The sequence below is a fragment of the Peteryoungia rhizophila genome (assembly GCF_004912145.1).
In the GTDB taxonomy this organism is placed as follows: Bacteria; Pseudomonadota; Alphaproteobacteria; order Rhizobiales; family Rhizobiaceae; genus Allorhizobium; species Allorhizobium rhizophilum.
On the sequence record NZ_STGT01000007.1, the window covers coordinates 31655 to 53201 of the forward strand.

Consider the following 21547-nt stretch of genomic DNA (forward strand, 5'->3'; position numbering starts at 1 on the left):
GCCAACATACGTCATCCACAGCGTGTTGATGACAGCGGAGGCGATATTGGACGAATTGTTGTGTGATGAAATTGCCCCAGCTTGCAATAGGCTCGCCCGATGCCGGAAGATTCGGAGAGCGTTTCATTGTCGCCGGCAACGGGCCGACAATGGTTGATCTGGACCGGGCCCAGTTCAATATCGAGGACACGATTATTCGGGTGAACTCGTTCTTCTTTGAGCCGGAATATTTCATTGGCCGGCGCGTGGATATCCTTCAGATTGGTGGTGATCGCTGGATTTTCCCATTTTTCGCAAAAACTCTGGGGAAGGTTTTGGCCGCCGGGCTTTATGACGTCCGTCATTGGAGCTGCCATCAGCCCGACGTGGCGCAGGGTGCCCGCTGCCAAGTGGGGAGAAACGAAGTCGCCTTATGTTATAAAGATTCGCATACTCGGGATTATGTAGTTGGGCGCTGCCTCCACTACGGCAGGCTCCCTACCACTGGTGTTTACGCTCTACTCAACGCGCATGCGTTGGGCGCAAAGTACATCACGATCGCTGGTATGGATTTCTACGCTGCAGACCGCCGCTACATGTATGAACTGGGGCCGCGCAACGAAAGATTGCTCCATGGCAGCGCGAAAATCGGCTATAACGGCAACTTCCATGATCAGAGGCTTGATCTTGATATAGTTCGGTACCTCGCAGATAAGCAGGAGCTGACGCTATACCGGACCAATTCAGCAACATCGGCCCTGGAATTTCTTGACCTGGCACCTGATCACCACAACGTAAGTCATCCACCATGCGTCAAGCCGGTGAAAATTACAGATTTCGAAAGCAGGGTGGGAGTTTACCCCATTGCCTTGATGCAGATCCTGCGCCGCATGCGTGAGCTGCAGATCCAGTATCTCCGGCGAAAGTGAGGCGAAACTTCAGGGGCCCCGGAACTTCTTCAAATCATGCAGATACCATCTAGTATGAAAGGGTAATGCTCTAAACGGCTGCGCTTCGGAAAATCAGAATAGTCCCTGCTATTGTTTGACCTTTATTCTCATTCAATGTCGGTGTGCTCGGGTGCAGATTGCCGACCTTGATTAGATGAGCCGGCGTCGATAGAAGCGCTCTAAATTCGGAAGTGTCCTTACCTCTTTAAAATTTCTTGGCGGAGATAGCAGTGTTAAAGAAAAAATTGAAGAAAATACTTGTAAAATTTGGATTGTTCAATTTGTTTGTGTTTTGTTTTAATGGAGTTAGAAGATTTCTTAAAAGGCTTCTGTCGTATTTCCGATTGGGTCAAGTGTCGCGCACAATACGCATGCTTCTAAAGTTGCCCCGGGATCCCGAATCCCTCAAGCAACTCATTCAAATGGCGGGCCAGAACGGCGCAGCAAGGATTGATTATTTCAAAGAACTTGAGCAACAGACGAAACTTGCAAATGAAGCGCTCCAGCTTAAGGAACAAGGGGCGAGGCTCCGTTGGGACCACACCGAACTGCTTTCGAACGTTACGCCATGCCGGTTTGCAACGCGTGTTCCTAATTCAATCACGCCGCCCCGGTCCATCTGTTTCGTTACTGTGGCAAACTCGAAGTTTCTCCCAGGGCTGGAAGCCCTGGTGCTTTCCTTAAATGCGCAGTATCCGGATATGGAGTCCGATTTTCACGTATTTCACGACGGCAGCCTTTCGGAATTCGCGCAAGCCCGCCTGGTTGCGATGTATTCACATATGAAGTTCAGCGTCCCGGACATGGCATGGTTCTTGGACGTGCCATCGAAGAGCGACAACCACAAGCGCATCGGTACTCTCGGCTATATGAACATCATGGCCCTAGAGCTGGATGCTTACGAGCGGGTAATTATTCTTGATGCAGACCTGCTGATCGTGGGCGACATAAGTGCATATTGGCTTGGCGAACAGTACGCTGGCAAAAACGATGGTGTGATCGAGGATGAACACGTAATCGCATGCCACGACATTGGTCAGCGACCGTACATCGCCTACTCCCAGGCTACACAAAAGCAAATCATAAACAGCGGCGTGATTTCAATTCCTCGGCGCTTTTTGACTTCGGAATACCTTAGCCAAATCAAGTCTGTAACGATGGCATGCAACGAACCTGTCTGCGAGCTGCTCGACAGATATGCAGACCAGAAAGTATGGAATCAGTTTCTTGCAGGGAAGCCTGTTCAGATTTTGCCGACAAATTATAACTGCAATGCGAAGTACTTTGTTCGTTACCTGGGGGCAGACGGAGAATTCATCAGTGTTTTGCACTTTACTGGCGTCAAGCCTTGGTTCACGAGCGAATACCTCAGCAGTGAACTTCTTGCAGACAGCAAAGCGGGGGGCGGGCCAACGCATGCGTTGTGGGTGAGCAAATACCGGCGCGATCTTGGCGCCAAGCGCATGGAGATGTATCGCTCGCATAGGGCGTCGGCGGTTGTTTCCGCAAAGAGTGGGACGTCAGGACATATGATCCGGGGCAAGCCTGGATGCTTCTTCATCGGGAACGGTCCATCACTGGCCAAGACTGAGCTTTCGAAATTGAAGGAGTATGAAACTTTCGCGTTCAACTGGTTTGTTAATCACGATGACTTTGATACGATTAAGCCGGATAATCTAATCTTTGCTTCCCACATGTTGTTTGGTGGCTGGAACACCCAGAACCCATCCTTGCCGGAGAGCTTGATCCATGCGCTTCGAGAGAAGGCTTGGAAGCCGAAGCTCTGGGTCAGTTTCTATTTCAAGGAATATATCGAAACCGCCGGGATCGATAAAGAGTTTGAGGTCGATTACATTCTCTTTGAGAAACCGTTCAAGTTTTTCGTCGACAGGCTTGGTGCGATCAACCTTAACTTGGACTCTTTTCTGCAGGATGGCCGCACCGGGGTCTTAAGCGCTGCGCTGCCAATCGCCGTATCGGCCGGCTACCGGAACATCGGCTTGGTTGGCTGCGATAGCAATTACAATCAGCAGGTTGGCGGGAATTATTTTTATGATGATGCCAAACATCAGTCGCTTTCAACACGTAACGAGAGCCTCACGTCAACTTGGACCGCGGGCGGCAGGGGACACTATGCCTATACGGTCGCGCAGCGCGAGCTTGAGCGGATCGGCGGTAGCCTTGTCGACTTCACGGTCGGGGGCAGCCTCCCATTGCCAAAGGGTGATTTGGCGGAGTTGAATCTTTGAGCATCATGATACGCAATCGCTGCATATTCGTGTGTGGTTGCTTAGGGGTATTGTGCGCACACTCGCCGTGCTGGGAGACAGAGTGTCCCTAAGTTCGGTTTGCTTATGGGAGGGCTCTGGTGTGGATATGAGCTATCAAGGACTTGGAACCTGAGCCGACAGATGGCATTTGCGTCGCTTGCTGCGCCGGAATGGTTTCAGCAGCGATTTTAGCGGTCGCCACCCATTGGGTTCGGTGTATTTTTAGACTCGCCGCGTCTGTGTGAAAGACTCCAAAATTTACTGGTAGGTCCGTGGGGCAAAACGCGGATTTTTAGGTTGCTACGAAGTGGTATGTGCAACTATTCAGCCGCTTTCGAAAGTGGCGTGTCGTGGCGAAACGCTCGGAAGCTTGCTGTTGCCAACAATGTCGCGATGTAGGTATTCATATAAGATAGTCCGTTTCGGGACTTCGGTGAAGTCGCTGAGCTTGGAGTCATTGGCTTCTCCAGGCCGGGGCCCAGGTGTCAAAAACTACAAACGTGGTCAGTGGGCTTGGACCCTGGGTCGGGCTGAAGCTACAACCATGTATGTAGGCAACGAAAAATGAGAGTCTGGCTTGTTCGCGACTTGGAACCAACGCAAATCGATGAGGGGAGCCCAAGGCTTCTACGTGCCGGCATGCTGTCTGACGCTTTGGCGCGGCGGGGGCATGAGACAACTTGGTTTACGTCGAGTTTCAACCACTACTCCCGGAAACATCGGCCGGTTGGCCGTTTCGAGCCGGTTCCAAACTTGTCGGTCGAGGTTCTTTCGGCACCTGGCTATGAGAAAAATATCAGCCTCAAGCGTGTCCTTCACAACCACCGTTTTGGCGTAAGTTTTCGGCAGGCTGCCATGGCTGCGGTCGAGCGTCCGGATGTGATCATCGCCGATTTACCTACAACTGAAGCGGCGTCGACCGCCGTCGCGTTTGGGCGATTGGTCGGCATCCCGACGATTGTGACGATCCGTGACCTGTGGCCAGATTTCTTTTCAGACTTCGCTCCCAAGCTTCTCAAACCCCTCGTTCGCCTCGGGCTGTGGCATCTCGAAGCGCAGTCAAGGTTTGCTTGCCACCACGCGACATCGTTGGTCGGGATCTCTCAAGGCTATCTTGACTGGGGCCAGAAGAGAGGTGGCCGTGTGGATCCATTGGATCGCATCTTCTATCTCGGCTATCCGCGCCCCAGCATTGCGCCATTGGCAGAGCGTGAACGTCTGTTGGCCCAGTTTAACATACCTCCGACATCGTATGTTGTCTCTTTTGTCGGGTCCTGGGGGGCGACCTATGACCTGTCCCTTGTGCTGGAGGCTGCACGTCTGCTGGAAGGCAACGAAAGCGTGACTGTGGTGGTTGCAGGAGATCAGGGCAAAAATCCGGATTTGGCTGATGCATTTCGTCGACTGACAAATGTTCGGCTCATGGGTTGGCTCGACAAACATCAGGTATCCGCTCTGCTTGGCAGATCTACGGTCGGCCTACTTCCTTACGCAGCGAATGCGCCACAGGGCTTGCCGAACAAGATATTCGAGTACATGGCATACGGTCTCTTTCAGGTTGCAACGCTTCCCGGGGAGGCGAGGCAGTTGTTGGAAGAGACCTGTACGGGCGCGTTCGCTCCAGCGGGCGCTGCTGTAGATTTTGCTCATTCAATTGATGGTGCCATCAAACGGGAAGCACATGACGACAGGCGTCTCGAGCGGCAGGCCGTGTTCGAGCAACGCTTCGAGGCAGGCCAGCTCTATGACGCCTTTATCGACCATGCGGAGGCTGTCGTTCACCAATGGCGCCTTAGAACTACAAGTCCCCAGACGAGGTGAATTGTGCTTCGATTGCCTTCAACGTTTCCGCTTCGGGGACCCAATCCAAACGTGCGGCAATTTGCGAACTGTCCACTGCCAGCGAAGACAACAAGCCTTCTGCCATAGCTGTGCGCCCTGCGGCGCGTAAGGCAAATTCAAGGATGCCCGGTGGAAACGGAAAGAGATGCGGTTTTCTTCGCAGGCCCTTGGCGATCGCCGTGATGACATCCGGCGTCGAAACAGGATCCATATCGGCGACGACGAATGTCTCGTTCGCGGCCTTCGGTTTCGTTGCGCAAGTGATGAGGGCGCGTGTGAGGCTGCCGACGGACACCATACTGCGCTGGTTCTTTATTGAGAGCAGGGGAAGGGGGCAGCCAGCCTTGACCAGCCCAACCAGCCGACCGAAATTTCCTCGAGCGCTGGCGCCATAAACCAAAGGGGGGCGAAGGATCACCAGCTCCATCCCTAGGTCACTGCATAGTCTTTTGAGCGCCTCTTCTGCCTCATGCTTCGATAATGCATAAGGTGTCACGGGATTCGGAGGGGATTTGTCGGAGAAGCGAAGCCCCGACGTTGTCGTTTGCCCGAGGACGCCAATCGAGCTTACGAACACGAAACGACGTGCTCCTGCTTCAGCCGATTGTCGGGCAAGGTTTGCCGACCCATCAACATTGACCACGCGAAATTCTTCGAGGCTAGCCGGTCGTGAGATCTGGTGGGCAAGGCCTGCCAGGTGAATGACCGTCGCTACGCCCTTCAGCGCGACAGACCAGTCGGTGGTGGAGTTTACATTCCCAACGCCAATCATTTCGCGAGCACTTCGTCGTGCGGCAAGTCTGAAGGGCAGGTCTGCTGCTTTGAGGCCCCGGGCGAGGTCCGTTCCGATGAATCCGTTGCCTCCAGTCACCAACAGCATGCGATGCTAGCCTTCAAGAGAGGTCTGCGATGATGATGGCTGAGGAAGACCCGCTTTGCTCGACTGCATGGGTGATTGAGCAACCTCATATTGTGCGGCGCTTGGGTCTTCGCCCACAATTATTGAGAACAATAAGGCCCTTGCTTGAGTCTCGTCTTCCCGCTCAATCGTCTTCTTCATTGACGCAATCGCGCCGATCAGATCCTGATGAGTAATCGTTGATGCATCTGCTCTCATGATTTTTGGATGTGCCGTCGGCTTGGCGTGGTCGCGGTTGTAGAAAAGTTCTTCGAAGAGCTTCTCTGCAGGCCGCTTGCCAATCACCTTTATTGCTATTCCGCTGTCAGGATTGGCTTCGTTCTTGACCTTGAACCCGGCGAGCCGGATCATGTTTTCGGCGAGGTCGCCAATCCGCACGGGCTCACCCATGTCGAGCAGGAACACGTCGCCACCTTCTGACAAGGCTCCGGCTTGAACGATCAACTCGGCGGCTTCGGGGATGGACATGAAATAGCGTGTCATGTCTGGGTCAGTGACCGTGACGGGGCCACCCCTGGCAATCTGCTGTTTGAACAGGGGGACGACGGAGCCGTTGGACCCGATAACATTGCCGAAGCGGACCGCGCAGAAGGTCTGTTTGCTTCCGCTCGTGCGAGCCTGAAATGCGAGTTGGCGCACAATCAGCTCGGCCCAGCGCTTTGTAGCCCCCATCACGTTCGTCGGGCGCACGGCCTTGTCGGAGGAGATCAACACGAAGCTGGAGACATTTTCAGCGGCCGCAGTCTGTGCAAGCGTGAGCGTGCCGAAGACGTTATTGCGGATGCCTTCCAGCACATTTGATTCCACCAGGGGGACGTGCTTGTGGGCGGCTGCGTGATACAGCACTTCGATCCGGTGTGTGCGGATCGTTCGTCGCACGAGCTGCTCGTCCGTAACCGAGCCAAGGACGGGCACGATTTCAGGCCCACTCTTGGTCGTCAATTCCTGTTCGATGCGGTACAGCGCGTATTCGCTGGCTTCCAGCAGAACCAACTTGGCTGGCTTCCAGGTTGCGATCAACCGACAGAGCTCCGAGCCGATCGAGCCGCCGGCGCCGGTGACCATGACAGTTTTTCCGCTCAGCGCCTTCGCGAGCAGATCCTTGTCCGGCGGGACGAACGAACGACCCAGTAACTCGTCGATCTCGATTTCGCGGATCTGGTTGACGATGTACCTGCCATCGACGATGTCGGATATGTCGGGCACGCTACGCACCTTGATGCCCAACCCAGTCACGCGGGCAATCACGGCCTGTCGCGCTTCTGGTGGGATTGACGACATCGACAGGACGATTTCTCGGATGCCGTAGCGTTCGATGAGGCGACGGAGATCGCGTGGTGGGAAAACGCGATAACCCGCCACATCGCGACCGTGATTGGTCGGGTCGTCATCGATCAGCCCCATTACGTAGCGGTTCCCATGTCCTCGCAATGCGCGGGCGAGCTGGGCGGCGGCTGCACCCGCTCCATATATAAAGATTGGTTCTTCGTTCCTGCGCATCCCGGTGCCGATGTTCAGCACCCATTTAGCTGCGAACCGTGAGCTGCCGATCAGCAGGGTTCCGAGTACAAAGTAAAGCACGGGCACCGAGCGCGGTACGATGCCGCGGCCGGTCATCTCAGTCAGGAATATGATGATGACCCAACATACCGTCGCGATCATCATGGCACGCAGGATCGTCCAGATCGCTGCTTCCGGCAGGTAGCGGATGACGGATCGGTACAAGCCAAGGCGAATGAAGACCGGGATAGCAACCGTGACCGCCACGATGGCAAGGGTCAGTCGTTCTGGCGTGATGGCGGGCGACCAGTTGGAAAGTCGAAGCGCATAGGAAGCCCATATCGCAATCAGCAGCAAAGCGGAATCGAGCAGGATCATGACGACCCGCTTCCATCGGCGGGGGGTGCGGATGATCCCCTCGCGCATGCCGCGTATAATGGGGTGGTGAACGAGGTCGACTTCTGTCATTGGCTTTCGCCGATACTTCCTGACGGGTTGCAGTCTTTAATGGGTTACGCCTTTGGCGCCGACGACTTTCAGCGCCGTCAGGATCAGTATCCGTAAGTCGAACATGAAACCCTGACGGTGCAGATACTCGGCGTCATAGGCAACTTTCATGGGAATTTCCAGTTCATCCCGTCCATTTACCTGGGCCCAGCCGGTCAAGCCCGGTGGCAGAGTGCACACGCCTGCAATTGTCCGTGCTTCGATGAGGTCGTCCTGGTTGAACAGGGCAGGGCGGGGCCCGACCAGGCTCATCTCGCCCTTCAATATACACCAGAGCTGAGGGAGCTCGTCGAGGCTGCTTTTTCTCAAGAAGCCTCCGATCGGGGTCAAATGCCGGGAAGGGTCGCTCAGCAGATGTGTGGCGACGACAGGCGTATCGGTGCGCATGGTGCGGAACTTCGGCATCAGAAAGATGTGGTTGTCCTTACCAACGCGTTTGGACCAGTAGAGCGCCGGCCCCGGCGAGGTCATTCGTACGGCAATCGCCACGATCGCCATCGGGATCGCGAAGGCCAGGGCAGCGCAAGCCGAAACGAGTACATCGAAGAGGCGCTTCAGAACCATATTGCGAAACTTCTCCAACACATTCGCTGGTGCTTCATAGGGCGTTTCTTGGCACCTTGCCAGTCTGTTAAGGAGCCTCCCACAAGCCGTTCACACGGATAGTCACGGTGGAAAGGGAAGCCGAGTCTGCTTCAACTGGATTCGTCTTCTGACCGTAGCGTGGGCGCTCCACTTCTCGCCTTGTCGCGATTCGGTGACCGGTAGCCCATTAGCATCGGCGCCCTTTACGATCCACAGACGCGGTCTTTGCCAGGGGCCGTCCAGGAACACGGTCGCTTGTACGCGTCGTGGTGCCGCTGGCCGTGATGTATAATGGTCTCCTCGCCATCATCAATGCGCATGTCTGCCGCTCGGCTTTGCGCACCGGCGCGTTCTTTGGCCTCGGACTGGGCGTCGTGCTAGCTGCGGGATATGCGCTGTTCCGGCAGATGACGCGGCGGGACTGAGCCCCTCAGGCAATTGCGAGACGTCATCATAAGTCCTAGGACTGGTTGCCTAGGACGGAAGGGACGGCTTTGGCGCTGAAGTGTCGTGCTTTACGTATCTCGCTGATTGCCACGTTTGCTGGCCGCGACCGCCTCCGCTTGAATGACACTCATCTCAAGTTCCTGCAACGTCATCCCGTTCGACGCGTTGGTGAACCTGTCGACGAGCTTGGCGATATGGGGATCCTTGCTATCTGACGACGGCACCCCCAAGAGCCAATTTGGTGTCGTATCCAATGCCTCGGCAATTCTGACCAGCGTCGCGAGGTCCGGCTCTCTCCGTCCAGACGCATAGTGTCCAAATCTGCGCTCGTCCAACGCACAGCGCCTCGCAGCTTCGGCATTGGAGATGCCCAAGTGCTTCGCCCTTTCGTGTAGCCTTTTTGCGAAGAGATCCATGAGAACAATATGTTCCTCATGCACACTGTTCTGGCCACGAACAATATGGAGTGTTATAAGAACGAAATGTAGTTTTGGTTGAAGGCCACTGTTGAAAAGTGGCATCCAGCTTGTTGGACGCTCTGGAGGTGTCAATGGAACTCCGACAACTCTCCTACTTCGTCGCGGTTGCCGAGGAGCTTCACTTCGGTCGTGCCGCCATGCGGGTGAACATCGCGCAACCGGCGCTGAGTACCCAGGTGCAAGCGCTTGAAAAGGGCCTTGGCGTTCAGTTGCTTGTCCGCTCGACGCGCAAGGTGGAGCTGACGCGAGCAGGGGAGGTGTTCTACGATCGCTGTGTCAGGATGCTGGGAGAACTGGACCTTTCCGCCGAGATGGCGCGTGCGGCAGGTGGTTTGACCATGCGAGAGATCAGGATCGGCACGATCTATCCGGCAACGACGGGAGTGCTGCCGGCGTTTCTGGCGCGGATCGGGCGGAAGTTTCCCGATATTCGGCTGCATGTGTCGAATGGGTCGACGGCCGATATCATCCGCCAGCTGGAATGCGGAAAGCTCAACCTCGGCTTCATCCGTCCCGTCGAGAATATCGGGTCCTTGCGCTTCTTCTCGATTGCCCATGAGCGCTATCTGCTGGCGGTGCCCAGGGACAATCCCTTGGCACTTAGGCAGGAGGTGACGATCGAGGATCTTCGCAGCGAGAGGATCATCGCCTTCAAGCGTCAGAACTTGTCCTACACGGAGCGGTACTTTTCCGAGGCGTTCGAAGAGCACGGGCTGAATGACAATGTCGCCTATACCTGTGACGATACCTTCTCGCTGATCTCGCTCGTGGCGTCGGGTCTCGGTGTCGGCTTTGCCCCGGAGTGGACCGCTGAGCTGCCAGGCCGGGACGTGGTGTTGAAGAAGGTGACGGGCATCGACCTGAAGATCGGGCTTGGCGTGGCCTGGAGCAAGGAAGATCCGACGGCGGCTCGCGATGACATCATCGATATCGCCCGGACACTGGGGCGAGGCGGGCGTTTACATGGGACGCATTTGGACTCGCGATGATGGCGTCGCCATCCGCTGACGCACCCTCTGGTTGCCAACCGTACAGATTGGCAAAATATTCTTTATTTCCAATTGGTCAGGGACTGTGCCGAATCACTGTGCGGCCTGCCAGCCGGGAGCTTTTGGCGAACACTTCTCGGTGTTGACCTAGGATTTCTGGGGGGCTGCGGGGCCAATGACCACAAATGCAATCTGCTTACTACAAATCTGTCACTTTACAGGCCTGCGGGGACCGTTGGACCATCTGCGTTCGCGACCATGCGGGAGGAGTGCTGCCTCCCGCTGGCCAATGGAATGGTCATGCGGTTCCGATCCCAAATCGAAGTCGGGCCCCATGTTGCTGAAATCTTGGAGGCTTTTGATGAAACCTCATCTGTCCCGCGCCTTGGAGCCACCGCTTCCAAGGTTTGCCGTCAGTCGTCTTGAGGCGGCCAAGCTTCTCGATGTTTCGGTCGGTACCTTCGATAACTGGGTGCGCCAGGGCTTGATGCCGAAGGGAATCAAGATTGGAAGCTTGCGTCGCTGGGACGCTGGCCAGCTTCGTGCATGTTGGTACGACCTCGTTGAGACGAACCAGGAGGGAGATGTCGAGGATGACCAGGAAAACCCCTTCGACAACACGGTTGGCTAAGCCACGTGGGCCGTTTCGCTACTGTAACCGGGATGTCGATCGGTTCGGGAATGAGCGCTACTACATTCGCATCCCGGGCCTGCCAAAATATCGGATGACGTCGCCATATCTCGACGAAAATGGCAGCGTTACGGTCGCGTTTGCGGAGGAGTATCATCGGGTCATGGCTGGCGACAGGGGAGATAAGCCGCTCCCGCTTGCGAGGCTGCAGCCGGGCACTGTCCGCTGGCTTGTGGAAAATTACTATCGCTCCAAGCTGTTTCAGGCCTATTCCTCATCCACGCAGAAAGACAAGAGATGCGTGCTGAACCGATATTGCGAGATCGTCGGGGATTTGCCTTTCAAGAAAATGCGCAAGTCGGACATTGAAGCGAGCCAGATGAAGCGTCGCTCGACGCCTGGCGCTGCCGACAAACTGGTTAAATATCTCAAGGCTCTCTTCAACTGGGCGATCAAGCAGGAGCTTGCCACTTTCAACCCGGCGACTGGCGTAACAAAAATTAATAAATCGGATGGCTTCCACGGGTGGAGCGAAATCGAACTGGAGCGCTATCGGTCGTTTTATCCAATCGGGACGACCGCGCGGCTTGCGATGGAGTTGATGCTGAATCTCGGCGTCAGACGCTCTGACCTTGTGAAACTGGGACGGCGAAATCTCATTGGCGACCGTATCGAATTTGTCCCTCAGAAAGGGGCAGGCAAGTATGCCCAGTTCCTGAGCCTGCCCGTGACGGACGAGCTGCACGACGCTTTGCGCGCAATCGATCACGACAAGACGACCTTCCTTGTCACGGAATATGGAAAGCCGTTCACGTCAAACGGGTTTGGCAACAAGATGCGGCAATGGTGCGATGATGCTGGCCTGCCGGAATGTTCGTCCCATGGGCTGCGGAAGGCGTCGGCTACCATCCTTGCTGAGGCAGGCGCGACCGAACATCAGTTGATGGCAATCTTTGGCTGGTCCGATTCGAAGATGGCGCAGCACTACACCAAATCGGCCCGGTCGAAGCGGATCATCGATGCCGGCTTCGAACGCCGTAAGAATTACGTGTCCTTTAAAGATTTAAGCCCCCGGTGAGGGCCGCCTTGCGAGGTTGATGCGAACATCGCAAGTCCTAGTGCAAACACTAGGAGTAGTGACAGGGGCGGCTGATGTTAGTCAGTGGTACGGGAGCTAAATGCGCGGCCCTAATAGGAGTTCATTTGCTGGCCACCGCCTGATCAATTTGATTAAGAGAGGAACGATTACTAGCGACGCAAATCCAGCAATCGGCCAATAAGCAACACTTTCGATATCGCTCACCTCTCTGATAATCATGATGGCCGCGTAGTGATAGAGATAAATTGCGAGATTTTCGGTAGCGAAAACGGAAGACCCAAGGCGCGTTTGCCATCCGGGGCGAGCATCCATCGCACTAATCACACCGAACACGATGGCGCACCTAGCGACTGTCAACCACGATCTTCCTAGCTCTCCCCAGAAAGTTGCCGCCGCACCCAAAGCGCCCGCCGCCAAGATCGTTATCGCCAAGCGAAAAGGAATAGTTCCCACCGCCTCGCGGATCAGTACACCGATAGCAAAATACAGGCCGTAATATATATATCTATTATCAATGTTCCCAATGATCTGCATCAGGTCCACGCCCAAAAGTAGGGTCGCGTGTGGCGCCATAAAGATGAGCAGCAGGCACACTCTTGATCGCTGCCACGCAGCAAACGCCATCGCAAACCCGAAGAGGCAGGGGATGTACCATAGGTGAAACCAAGGGTCTAGGATCGATCCCGCCAAGGTATAAGCAGGCCACTTCCCGTGCGTCATCCATAGCAGAGCCAGAAACACTAGGTTTGCTATTAACCAAGGGCGCAAATAACGAGGCCATGCCCGTTTCCACAGGCACTGAATACCACCGTTGCTTTGCCCAAAAAAGTACCCCGACCAACCTAGAAAAACTGGCATATGAAAGAGATAGATTGCGCCCTTTATGTCATTGTCCACAGCGCGCTCGGTGAATATGTGGCCGAAGACGACCAGCAAAATGAGGATCGCCTTCACCGTATCAGCAGTGTGATTCCGCATCACGGCATCGGATGATTTTGAAATTTTGTTCATCAATCTTTGCTTAAGCTCTTGGAGCGTCTAGTTCAATCATCATCTTCGGCGTCGTAGAGCGCAATGTGCACCCATATCGTCGCTCGGGTTTGCCGCTCCTTTTCAGGTCCTTGCTGACCTTCTGCGTGAACCAGATGCGGAGTCACTTGTCGAGATGGTCGAAGTTTTGAGCAAGCGACTGCTTACAGCGGATGGGCGAGGATTCGCACCCGGGGCATGCCCAGTGTGACGGCCGTTACTTTTCGACGAGTTCCCATCGTTCCACCCGCGCCTGCGTTACAGCGACTGGACGGTGGTTCTGATCCTATGCTGGCTCTCCGGTAAGCGACAAGCAGACCCCATCTGGCGAAGCAGCTTAGCGGTCGGCTATCGGTAGCCCACAAGATGAACCGCTGTGAGCTGCTATGTCTGCGCCTAGAGCAATTCCAGCAAAAATGGGAACCGATTTTGCGTCCGGAATTGCGTAAAAACAAAGAGATAGAGCATGGAAGGCGACTCCGATTTCGCCGGCGATGCTCTAGCTCTGTGACTAGAACTTTCCATATGATCGAGGCTGTTGCGGACCGCTTTGAGGGCGCACCCCGGCAGCTTCGCCGACGCTGGTCGGATGATTTTAAAGCGCGGGCGGTGGCAGAGGCACTCGAGCCTTGTTCGAGCGTCTCAGCGATTGCACGTCGGCTCGATATCTACCCGTCACAACTATTTGGCTGGCGTCGCGCCGCGCTTGGCCCTCACAAGGAGAGCACAGGCTCGAGCGTTCATAAGGCAATCACGCCATCTGCAGGCGTTGCGATAGTAATCGAAGTTCTGATTGGCGATGTCGTCGTGCGCGCTCCCGTCGATGCTGACGAAGCTCATCTGCAGCGCGTGATCCGGGCGGTTCGTTCAGCAGGATCCCCGCAGGTGTAAAGGCCTTCCTCGCCAGCCATCCCATCGACTTCCGCAAAGGACCGGACAGCTTGCTGTCGCTGGTGCGGGACGCCGGCAATGATCCGTTCAACGGCTCGCTGTATGTCTTCCGTGCAAAGCGGGCCGACCGGGTCAAGATCGTCTGGTGGGATGGATCCGGGGTCTGCCTCTACTCGAAACGGTTGGAGAAGGCACAGTTCTGCTGGCCTCGGATCGGCCATAACCGGGTGCAGCTCAATCATGCCCAGCTCATGGCGCTGGTTGATGGCATGGACTGGAAACGGGTCCGATCGGTGGCGGTAAAGCCGCCGGAGATTGTTGGGTAAAGGCCTGCGGCGAAGTGAATCAAGCGTCTGAAAGGGCAGGAAAACCGGAGCAAAATATGCTCTGGTAGGCCTTATGACGCCGCCCGATTTGCAGCTCCCGGATGATGTAGAGACCCTGAAAGCCATGGTCCTTGCCATGGCCGAGAAGGCTGCGCGCGCCGATGCTCTCGAGAGCGAGGTCGCAGATCTGAAGGCCAGAAACGCCGATGCTGATGAACGCATCGAGCGACTGACCCAGATCCTGAAAGCCTTCGATCGTGCCCGCTTCGGTCGGCGATCGGAGAAGCTCGGCTTTCCAGGCATCGATGAAGAGCAGCAGGCTTTTGTCTTCGAGGAAATCGAGACCGGCATCGCGGCAATCCGAGCCCAGGTGAACAAGGGTGCCGCTCAGACTGATGGCAAACGTCCGCCGCGACCGCGCAAGGGCTTTGCTCCTCATCTGGAGCGCGTCGAAGTGGTGATCGAACCGGATGAACTGCCCGAGCATGCGGGCAAGCGAAAGGTGTTGATCGGAGAAGACGTCTCTGAGCGGCTGGACGTCGTGCCGGCGAAGTTCCGCGTCATCGTCACCCGGCGGCCGAAGTATGCCTTCAAGAACGAAGACGGCGTCGTTCAGGCAGCCGCACCCGCGCACATCATCGAGGGCGGCATTCCAACGGAAGCGCTTCTCGCCCAGATCGCGGTCTCGAAGTATGCCGATGGCCTTCCTCTCTATCGGCAGGAGGCAATCTATGCCCGCGACAAGGTCGAGCTTGATATCCTGGCCGACTACATCCTGGCCGAGATCAAAAAGGCGGAGCGCATCTTTGCTGACGAGACGACGTTGCCAACGCTCGCACCCGGATCCGGATCGGCCAAGACGGCCTGGCTATGGGCTTATGCCAGGGATGACAGACCCTTCGGTGGCAGTGGTCCGCCGAGGGTCGCCTATCGCTTTGAAGATAGCCGCGCGGGCGATCGGGTCGCCCGGCATCTGAGTGGCTATCGCGGTATTCTGCAGGTTGACGGCCATGGTGCCTACAACAAGCTGGCCAGATCCGACGGCGGCAATGATGGCGTAATACTCGCAGGCTGCTGGTCCCATAGCAGGCGCAAGTTCTACGAGCTCCACGCCTCGGATAGCTCCAAGATCGCCACCGAGACGGTGGAGCTGATGGCGAAGCTCTGGGAAGTGGAAGCAGCAGCGCGGGGGCAGAGCTCTGACGCGCGTGTCGCGGCGCGCCAGGCGACATCTGCTGCGGTTGTCATGGAGCTCTTCGCTCTCTGGCAGAAGACCCTGCCGCGGATCTCCGGCAAGTCGAAGCTCGCCGAGGCGATCCGCTATGCCACCTCGCGTCGCTCCATCTTCGAGCGCTTCCTCACCGACGGCCGCATCGAGCTCGACTCCAACATCGTTGAGCGCGCCATCAGGCCGCAGACAATTACGCGAAAGAACAGTCTGTTCGCTGGCAGCGACGGCGGCGGAAGGACCTGGGCGACAATCGCCACGCTCCTTCAGACGGCAAAGATGAACAACGTCGATCCGCAGGCCTGGCTCACCCAGACCCTTGAGCGCATCGCCAAAGGCTGGCCCAGCAGCGATCTCGATGCACTCATGCCCTGCAACTACGAAGCCTGAACGGCCTCAGCTTGCCTATTACCAGAGTTTGCGCCGAATGCAATCAGCGTCCAGTCCTCTGCGGCGCACGATACCTTGCTCGCACCTACCGTCATTGTCGTCTCTTTCGATTGAAGTCAGTCAATGGCCATATGGCCGCGCAAGATCGCCCTCGACCGGATGGTCCTGCGGAATGCCGCCGATATCCGCTTGCGCCGCATAGGGCCGCCCCGTGCGCAGCCGCCAGATCGCGACCACGTCCTGCACCGTGGCAAAGCCCGTGTAGCCCACGACCAGAACACCGATCAGGGTCATCCAGCCATAGGCGATAGTTTCGTTGACGCGGGTGTCAGGCGCGTCGATGACGAGCCGCAGCTGCCAGCAGGCACAGATCACCACCGGGAAAATGATCGCCCGCCGCCAGGTCCAGCCGGGCTCTCCGGTCGGCTCCTTCATCGGGAAACCTCGATTGCCTTCAGGAAACACTGGGCGAGATCCGCAATGGGAGCGGCGCGGTCGGTCCCGTTGATAATGCGGCGCGCGTTGATCCGGTCAGCCTTCGGGCCGCTGAAATAGTCGGAGAGCTTGCGACGCGTGAAAACACCGTTCTTCATGCCCACGAAGAGGATCTTCACAGCGGTCGGCAATTCCAGAGCCTTCTCCGGAGTAGCCTCAATACCGAACTTTCGGTAATTCGCACGCCCTGTGATCTGCACGAAGCCCCGGCCGCGGTAGAGGAAGCCATCGCCATCAGCCTCGGGCATGTTGCCAAGATCTTTGGCGAGCTTTCCGGTGTCGTATTTGTGGAAGTATTTGCGGCCGCCGTATTCGGTGATCGGCAGCATCGTATTGGCCGTTTCATGCATGGTTGTTGCAGCATGTAGGCCAGCCAGCGATGGTCGGTCAGGCCCTGCCCCGCCCACTCATCCAGGATGGCTTCCATCCGGCAACCTGGCTCTCCGAGAGCCTGCCGCCAAACAGCGACGAGCGCACGGCAGCGAAAAACGCTGCGCGGTTCGTAATCATGACGATATCCTTGAGGTTGAGAGCATACCGCGGCTGGGATGCACCGCTGGCTGTCGATTGACGCTTGCGAATTCCAGTGATCTAAGGTTGCGCTACTGGGTTTAGTTGGTGGAGTGGATCTTAATGCTTTCCAAGATCAGGCAGTGGGCGAGGCGCGTCGACAGCAACAGCAGAAAGACGTTGGAGCGCCTGGAAGCACTGGAGAGAAGTTTGAAAGCCCACAACCCTTCCACAAAGAATATGCCGGACAAGCCAGGCGAGCGATCAAACTCAAAGCCACTGAACCTTGACGGCGTGGAAGACGACACCGCTCAGTGGGTGCGAAAACTGGTAAGCACGCGCTTGCCTTGGCTGGCGGCGGAAACGCCTTGGTTTACCGCGTCATCCGTCCTGTGGCTCGAGGCAAACCTGCTACGGTCTGATCGGGTCCTGGAATACGGTGGCGGCCGCAGCTCCATCTGGTGGGCAAAGCACGTCGAGGGGGTAACCACGGTCGAAGCATCAGCAGACTGGGCCGCGGCTATTCTTGCCCACGCCATGTCTCGCCCTGATCTCCTGAAACGTCTTCGCATTTATATGGCGCCTGCAGATTGGAACCCGTCATTCAACTCGGGACTGAAGCCCTATTGGAAGCAGAACGACGTCCTGTCCGAGGAGGATGCGCTACTGATGGAAAGAGACCTGCTGACGCCGACATTCGACGGCCATAACGTTTGGGCCTTCGATGGCGCAGTTCGTCCATTGGTCATGATGAAAAGAATGCACGATGACACCAGCAACGTCGACATAATCGTGGTCGACAATACGGAGTCTCAGTTCACCTCCGCGCTCGCTGATGAGCTGATACCGGCGGATCACTTCACTCGTCTGGATTTCTGCGCCAGACCCGGAGACCCGATCCCCGACCATCAGGAGGGCAAGCACATCACCTCCATCTTCGTCAGGCCAGACCGATTGCGTTCCGCCAAGATCGCAGAGACGCCCTATCCAACTGCGCTGACCCGCGAGTTGCGGCTTCAGCACCAGGAGTCATCCGACTTGTCAGATGACGGGCTGAAGGGCGCCATGGAAAAACTTAGGCAGAGGTTGATGCAGATACAGTCGCTAGGCAAGTCGTGAATAACCTGAGCCAGTCACCTGAGTGACTGACGCAGGATTGATCACGTTTGAAAAGATCGTCCCGACAGTCTCCGAAAGAGCGCGAGCGCTTTCATGTCCAGCCCGCGCCAATGCGTCACCGGTGAAATGCGCGTTGTCCACCGTTGGATAATGGGCCAGGCGGGCTAGCCCTACACGCGGGTCTGCGTCCGCGATTTCCCGCAGGACAACGTTCATGGCAGGCGTATGCATTACCGCGACTTCAGATACGAAGATCGGCGTTGACCCGTCAATCAGGCCATCCGCTCCATCTTCGCGACAAGCGCATCCCAGCGGGCGCGATAGGTGCTTGCAGTGCTGTTGTCGGCGCTGCCCTGGTTCCAGCCGAACCAGTCGAACTTTGATATTCCGGCCTGGTCGCAAATGGCGAGTATGCGGGCATACTGCGGGCCGGTAACGCTGCCATCGTGCCAGTCGTTTATGCTGCGACCGTTTCGGGCTGATATGACAAGGCGCTGGCTTTCACCCGTGGCTCTGGCAAGATAATGCGCAGTCCATAGCCCTTGATTGTTGATTTCCACTGAGAGCTGACCTTCCACCGAGAATTAACCCGCCTTTAGGTATCGTTCGTGTTGATGGTCGGGGTCAAGTTCCTGCGTTCCTCCTTTGATGTTTTGGGCTGATGGGCCGAGCTGTTCTTGAAGCGGAAGCTGTCGTTTCCGGTTTCGAGGATGTGGCAGTGGTGGGTGAGCCTGTCGAGCAGCGCGGTGGTCATCTTTGCGTAGCCGAAGACGCTTGCCCATTCACTGAAGCTGAGGTTGGTGGTGATGATGACGCTGGTACGCTCGCACAGCCTGCTCAGCAGATGGAAGAGCAGCGCCCCAACTGAAGCGCTGAATGGCAGGTATCCCAGCTCGTCGAGAATGACGAGATCGGAGTGAACGAGCCGATTGGCTATCTGTCCCGACTTGCCTTGCGCCTTCTCTTGCTCGAGCGCGTTGACCAGTTCGACCGTCGAGAAGAACCTCACTCGCTTGTGGCGATGCTCAATGACCTGAACGCCGAGCGCGGTGGCAATGTGCGTCTTACCCGTGCCAGGTCCGCCGACTAGGACGATGTTGTTGGCATCATCGAGGAAGTCGCAGCGATGGAGTTGCTGCACGAGAGCCTCGTTGATCTCGCTGCTGGTAAAGTCGAAGCCGTTCAGATTGGGTAGGCGGCGTTAAGGATTTACCGTCAACGAGCCGATGCAGCAGGTTCAGCACATGCGTCTTGGTCGGAACGCCAGATTTCAGCGCCATGTAGACGGCCGACAGCACGGACTGTTCGTCGTGCTGAAGGACGAGTGCCAGGATATCGACCATCTCTCGATCGCCACCCGGCTTCTTGAGCAGGTATTGCTGCAAGGTCCGGAATGCATCGGGAAGCTCGATGAACGGTGCGCCGTTGCGAAGAGCACCGGGCTTACGCTGCACCACCGCCAGATAGTGACGCCAGTCATAGATGGTCTGTCCTGGCCGATCATGGGAACGATCGATGACGCGACGGTGCTCGCAGACGATCTGGCCTTCTGCGGCAACCACGACACGATCCGGATAGACCCGGAGGCTCACCGGTCGATTGGCGAAGGATGCCGGAACGCTGTAGCGATTGCGCTCCAGATGCACGAGGCAGGTAGGCGTGACCCGTTTCGTATATTCGACGAACCCGTCGAACGGCCTCGAGAGTGGCATGAGAGCTGGAACTTCCTCGGCCCAGATGTCGGCAATAGTGCCACGCAACTGACCGTGGGGTGTCTTGGCCCAGAACTCCTTGCAACGCTCCTCGAGCCAATCGTTCAGGGCCTCCAGTGATGGAAAGCGCGGGATCGGTTGAAAGAAGCGATGACGCGCATCCTGCACGTTCTTCTCGACCTGTCCCTTCTCCCAGCCGGACGCCGGATTGCAGAACTCGGGCTCGAACACATAATGACTGGCCATCGCCATGAAGCGGACGTTGACGTCGCGCTCTTTGCCATGACCGACCTTGTCGATCGCCGTGCGCATGTTGTCGTAGATGCCGCGACCGGGGATGCCAGCGAAGACACGGAACGCTTGGTTATGGGCATCGAACCGCATCTCATGCGTCTGCAGGAGGTATGCCCGGACAATGAAGGCCCTGGAGTAACTCAGCTTGCGGTCAGGCCCCAATTCAGTGGCCTGTCTCTTCTAGAGCAATTCCAGCAAAAGTGGGAACCGGTTTTGCGTTCGGAATTGCGTTAAAGCAAAGAGATAGAGCATTGTAGGCGATTCTGATTTCGCCGGAAATGCTCTAGCTGCTGGGGCGACTTATGAGGCGAGGCTGGCGGAAATGGCCCGCATTCTGTGATGTCTACTTTTTAGCGATGATCGTCAGCCCTCCATGTCGTGTGCTGGCAAATGTATCGCTCCGATCAGGGAAATATACCTGATGAGCCGGGGGGCCTCCTTCGGGCTCTCCTCGAAAGTACTCCTTCACAATCTTGCCCCCAGCGTTCTGGACCGCCGACCTAAGTCCCTGCGGTGTGAAGAACAATGTGTGCGGATCTTGGCGCGCAGTCAGATTGATATAGGTATGCCCGCCATTCGGTACCTCGATGAGAAGAAGTCCGGTGTCCTTCAAAGCGGCCAGCATTGATCCCAGCAGGGGACTTAGCGTCGAGGCAGTGAAGTGCTCGACCACGTGGGAAGCCACGATGACATCGAAAGCCGCCACTGGAAGACTGTCAGCATGAAGTTGTTCAGCGCCGATGTAGTCGAGATACTTGCGGCTCTCTTGATCAAGTTCGACAGCGAATTTTTGCTCTGCTCCCGAGATGTAGAGGAAGTAACCTGGGCCAGATCCGTAGTCGAGGACGTTCCCGAAATGGGCCCCGGCCCTCGCTAAGGCATCCGCCTGTTGTTTGGCTCTAGAAAAATACCCTTTGAGCTTCGGGGTTGGTTCTCCGAGGAAGTATTGCTCTGGAGGAATTTCGCGGTCTTTCCTGTTGCTCCTCGCGTAGTCGGCTCGGTAAAAATCCGAGATTAAATCGTCGGCATCAGGGGCGTAGCCTGAACCACATTCGCCGCAGAAGAGGGTAATCGCGCGCCTGAACATAGGTTCGTTTGAGGGGTATGCAGAGGCCCACTTTACTTCACCAGCGCCACAAATTGGGCACGGTACAAGCTGCTTCTCGATTGAGAAGAGCCGCATCGGCGGAAGCGGTAATTGGGTCGGTTTCGATGCCGCGCCTTTTGGTGGCGCGGAGAGGATCTTCTCAATCCGCTTCAATCGCACATCTAGAGATGGGATCATCGATGCTCCTGAGATCGCGGATTTTAGTTTGCTCAGGATGCGCCTGCCGTTCACCATTATGTCCCCTTTCA

21 protein-coding genes and 2 pseudogenes are annotated in these 21547 nt (G+C 56.5%); 11 read left to right on the forward strand and 12 right to left on the reverse strand.

Annotated elements, in window-relative coordinates:
* Window positions 1-65: 65 nt before the first annotated feature.
* The 3 genes from E9677_RS22705 to E9677_RS22715 all read left to right on the forward strand — a co-directional run bounded on the left by E9677_RS22705 (window position 66) and on the right by E9677_RS22715 (window position 5020).
* Entirely contained in the window at window positions 66-908 is an 843-nt protein-coding gene (locus E9677_RS22705; protein WP_136560345.1) for an alpha-2,3-sialyltransferase, read from the forward strand.
* Between the two features lie 251 nt (window positions 909-1159).
* Window positions 1160-3178 (forward strand): glycosyltransferase, encoded by a 2019-nt coding sequence (locus E9677_RS22710; RefSeq protein ID WP_136560346.1) that lies wholly within the window; start codon window positions 1160-1162, stop codon window positions 3176-3178.
* A 660-nt stretch (window positions 3179-3838) separates the two neighbouring features.
* Window positions 3839-5020: a glycosyltransferase gene (locus tag E9677_RS22715; RefSeq protein WP_235883078.1), complete on the forward strand. Its 1182-nt coding sequence runs from the start codon at window positions 3839-3841 to the stop codon at window positions 5018-5020.
* On the opposite strand, the gene E9677_RS22720 is transcribed toward E9677_RS22715, so the two are convergent.
* The 3 genes from E9677_RS22720 to E9677_RS22730 form a co-directional block, all read right to left on the reverse strand.
* Window positions 4998-5921, reverse strand: coding sequence for an NAD-dependent epimerase/dehydratase family protein (locus tag E9677_RS22720; protein WP_136560348.1), 924 nt, complete (start codon window positions 5919-5921; stop codon window positions 4998-5000). The two genes, E9677_RS22715 and E9677_RS22720, sit on opposite strands and share 23 nt — an antisense overlap.
* Before the next feature lie 6 nt (window positions 5922-5927).
* Window positions 5928-7886: a polysaccharide biosynthesis protein gene (locus E9677_RS22725; protein WP_328591188.1), complete on the reverse strand. Its 1959-nt coding sequence runs from the start codon at window positions 7884-7886 to the stop codon at window positions 5928-5930.
* A 78-nt stretch (window positions 7887-7964) separates the two neighbouring features.
* Window positions 7965-8531, reverse strand: coding sequence for a sugar transferase (locus tag E9677_RS22730; RefSeq protein ID WP_136560349.1), 567 nt, complete (start codon window positions 8529-8531; stop codon window positions 7965-7967).
* A 305-nt stretch (window positions 8532-8836) separates the two neighbouring features.
* Between E9677_RS22730 and E9677_RS25320 the strand changes: the two genes are divergently transcribed.
* Window positions 8837-8977, forward strand: a complete 141-nt coding sequence (locus E9677_RS25320; protein ID WP_168801316.1) for a hypothetical protein — start codon at window positions 8837-8839, stop codon at window positions 8975-8977.
* Between the two features lie 90 nt (window positions 8978-9067).
* On the opposite strand, the gene E9677_RS22735 is transcribed toward E9677_RS25320, so the two are convergent.
* Window positions 9068-9415 carry a helix-turn-helix domain-containing protein gene (locus E9677_RS22735; RefSeq protein ID WP_136560350.1) on the reverse strand — a complete coding sequence of 116 codons (348 nt, stop codon included), beginning with the start codon at window positions 9413-9415 and terminating at the stop codon, window positions 9068-9070.
* 134 nt (window positions 9416-9549) lie between these two features.
* On the opposite strand from E9677_RS22735, the gene E9677_RS22740 reads away from it, so the two are divergent.
* The 3 genes from E9677_RS22740 to E9677_RS22750 all read left to right on the forward strand — a co-directional run bounded on the left by E9677_RS22740 (window position 9550) and on the right by E9677_RS22750 (window position 12176).
* Window positions 9550-10467: a LysR family transcriptional regulator gene (locus E9677_RS22740; protein WP_136560351.1), complete on the forward strand. Its 918-nt coding sequence runs from the start codon at window positions 9550-9552 to the stop codon at window positions 10465-10467.
* A gap of 361 nt (window positions 10468-10828) precedes the next feature.
* A complete protein-coding gene (locus E9677_RS22745) occupies window positions 10829-11098 on the forward strand; it encodes a helix-turn-helix transcriptional regulator (RefSeq protein WP_136560352.1) in 270 nt (89 codons plus the stop codon).
* Window positions 11061-12176, forward strand: a complete 1116-nt coding sequence (locus E9677_RS22750) for a tyrosine-type recombinase/integrase (protein ID WP_235883080.1) — start codon at window positions 11061-11063, stop codon at window positions 12174-12176. Before E9677_RS22745 ends, E9677_RS22750 begins: the two co-directional genes overlap by 38 nt.
* A 96-nt stretch (window positions 12177-12272) precedes the next feature.
* On the opposite strand, the gene E9677_RS22755 is transcribed toward E9677_RS22750, so the two are convergent.
* Window positions 12273-13208 carry an acyltransferase family protein gene (locus E9677_RS22755; RefSeq protein ID WP_136560353.1) on the reverse strand — a complete coding sequence of 312 codons (936 nt, stop codon included), beginning with the start codon at window positions 13206-13208 and terminating at the stop codon, window positions 12273-12275.
* A 543-nt stretch (window positions 13209-13751) separates the two neighbouring features.
* Here E9677_RS22755 and E9677_RS22760 point away from each other — a divergent pair.
* The 3 genes from E9677_RS22760 (at window position 13752) to tnpC (ending at window position 16061) form a co-directional block, all read left to right on the forward strand.
* Window positions 13752-14117, forward strand: a complete 366-nt coding sequence (locus E9677_RS22760; protein ID WP_235883081.1) for a transposase — start codon at window positions 13752-13754, stop codon at window positions 14115-14117.
* Complete coding sequence (gene tnpB, locus E9677_RS22765) at window positions 14102-14443, forward strand: IS66 family insertion sequence element accessory protein TnpB (protein ID WP_136560355.1); 342 nt, start codon at window positions 14102-14104, stop codon at window positions 14441-14443. Before E9677_RS22760 ends, tnpB begins: the two co-directional genes overlap by 16 nt.
* 73 nt (window positions 14444-14516) lie before the next feature.
* Window positions 14517-16061: an IS66 family transposase gene (tnpC, locus tag E9677_RS22770; protein ID WP_136560356.1), complete on the forward strand. Its 1545-nt coding sequence runs from the start codon at window positions 14517-14519 to the stop codon at window positions 16059-16061.
* 120 nt (window positions 16062-16181) lie between these two features.
* Here tnpC and E9677_RS22775 read toward each other — a convergent pair whose 3' ends face one another.
* The 3 genes from E9677_RS22775 to E9677_RS25830 are packed head-to-tail and all read right to left on the reverse strand — an operon-like array spanning window position 16182 to window position 17066.
* A complete protein-coding gene (locus E9677_RS22775; RefSeq protein WP_136560357.1) occupies window positions 16182-16496 on the reverse strand; it encodes a hypothetical protein in 315 nt (104 codons plus the stop codon).
* A complete protein-coding gene (locus E9677_RS22780) occupies window positions 16493-16906 on the reverse strand; it encodes a hypothetical protein (RefSeq protein WP_328591186.1) in 414 nt (137 codons plus the stop codon). Before E9677_RS22780 ends, E9677_RS22775 begins: the two co-directional genes overlap by 4 nt.
* A gap of 37 nt (window positions 16907-16943) precedes the next feature.
* Window positions 16944-17066, reverse strand: a complete 123-nt coding sequence (locus E9677_RS25830; protein WP_328591187.1) for a hypothetical protein — start codon at window positions 17064-17066, stop codon at window positions 16944-16946.
* A gap of 123 nt (window positions 17067-17189) precedes the next feature.
* Here E9677_RS25830 and E9677_RS22785 point away from each other — a divergent pair, with 123 nt between their 5' ends.
* Window positions 17190-18185: a hypothetical protein gene (locus E9677_RS22785; protein ID WP_136560358.1), complete on the forward strand. Its 996-nt coding sequence runs from the start codon at window positions 17190-17192 to the stop codon at window positions 18183-18185.
* A gap of 272 nt (window positions 18186-18457) precedes the next feature.
* Here the strand turns inward: E9677_RS22785 and E9677_RS22790 are convergent, their stop codons facing one another.
* The 4 genes and pseudogenes from E9677_RS22790 to E9677_RS22805 form a co-directional block, all read right to left on the reverse strand.
* Entirely contained in the window at window positions 18458-18745 is a 288-nt protein-coding gene (locus E9677_RS22790) for a hypothetical protein (RefSeq protein ID WP_136560359.1), read from the reverse strand.
* Between the two features lie 35 nt (window positions 18746-18780).
* A pseudogene (gene istB, locus E9677_RS22795) lies at window positions 18781-19374 on the reverse strand (IS21-like element helper ATPase IstB); the annotation flags it as partial.
* A pseudogene (gene istA / locus E9677_RS22800) lies at window positions 19292-20338 on the reverse strand (IS21 family transposase); the annotation flags it as partial. The pseudogenes istA and istB, both read right to left, overlap by 83 nt.
* Before the next feature lie 196 nt (window positions 20339-20534).
* Entirely contained in the window at window positions 20535-21533 is a 999-nt protein-coding gene (locus E9677_RS22805; protein WP_136560361.1) for a class I SAM-dependent methyltransferase, read from the reverse strand.
* Window positions 21534-21547 lie beyond the last annotated feature (14 nt).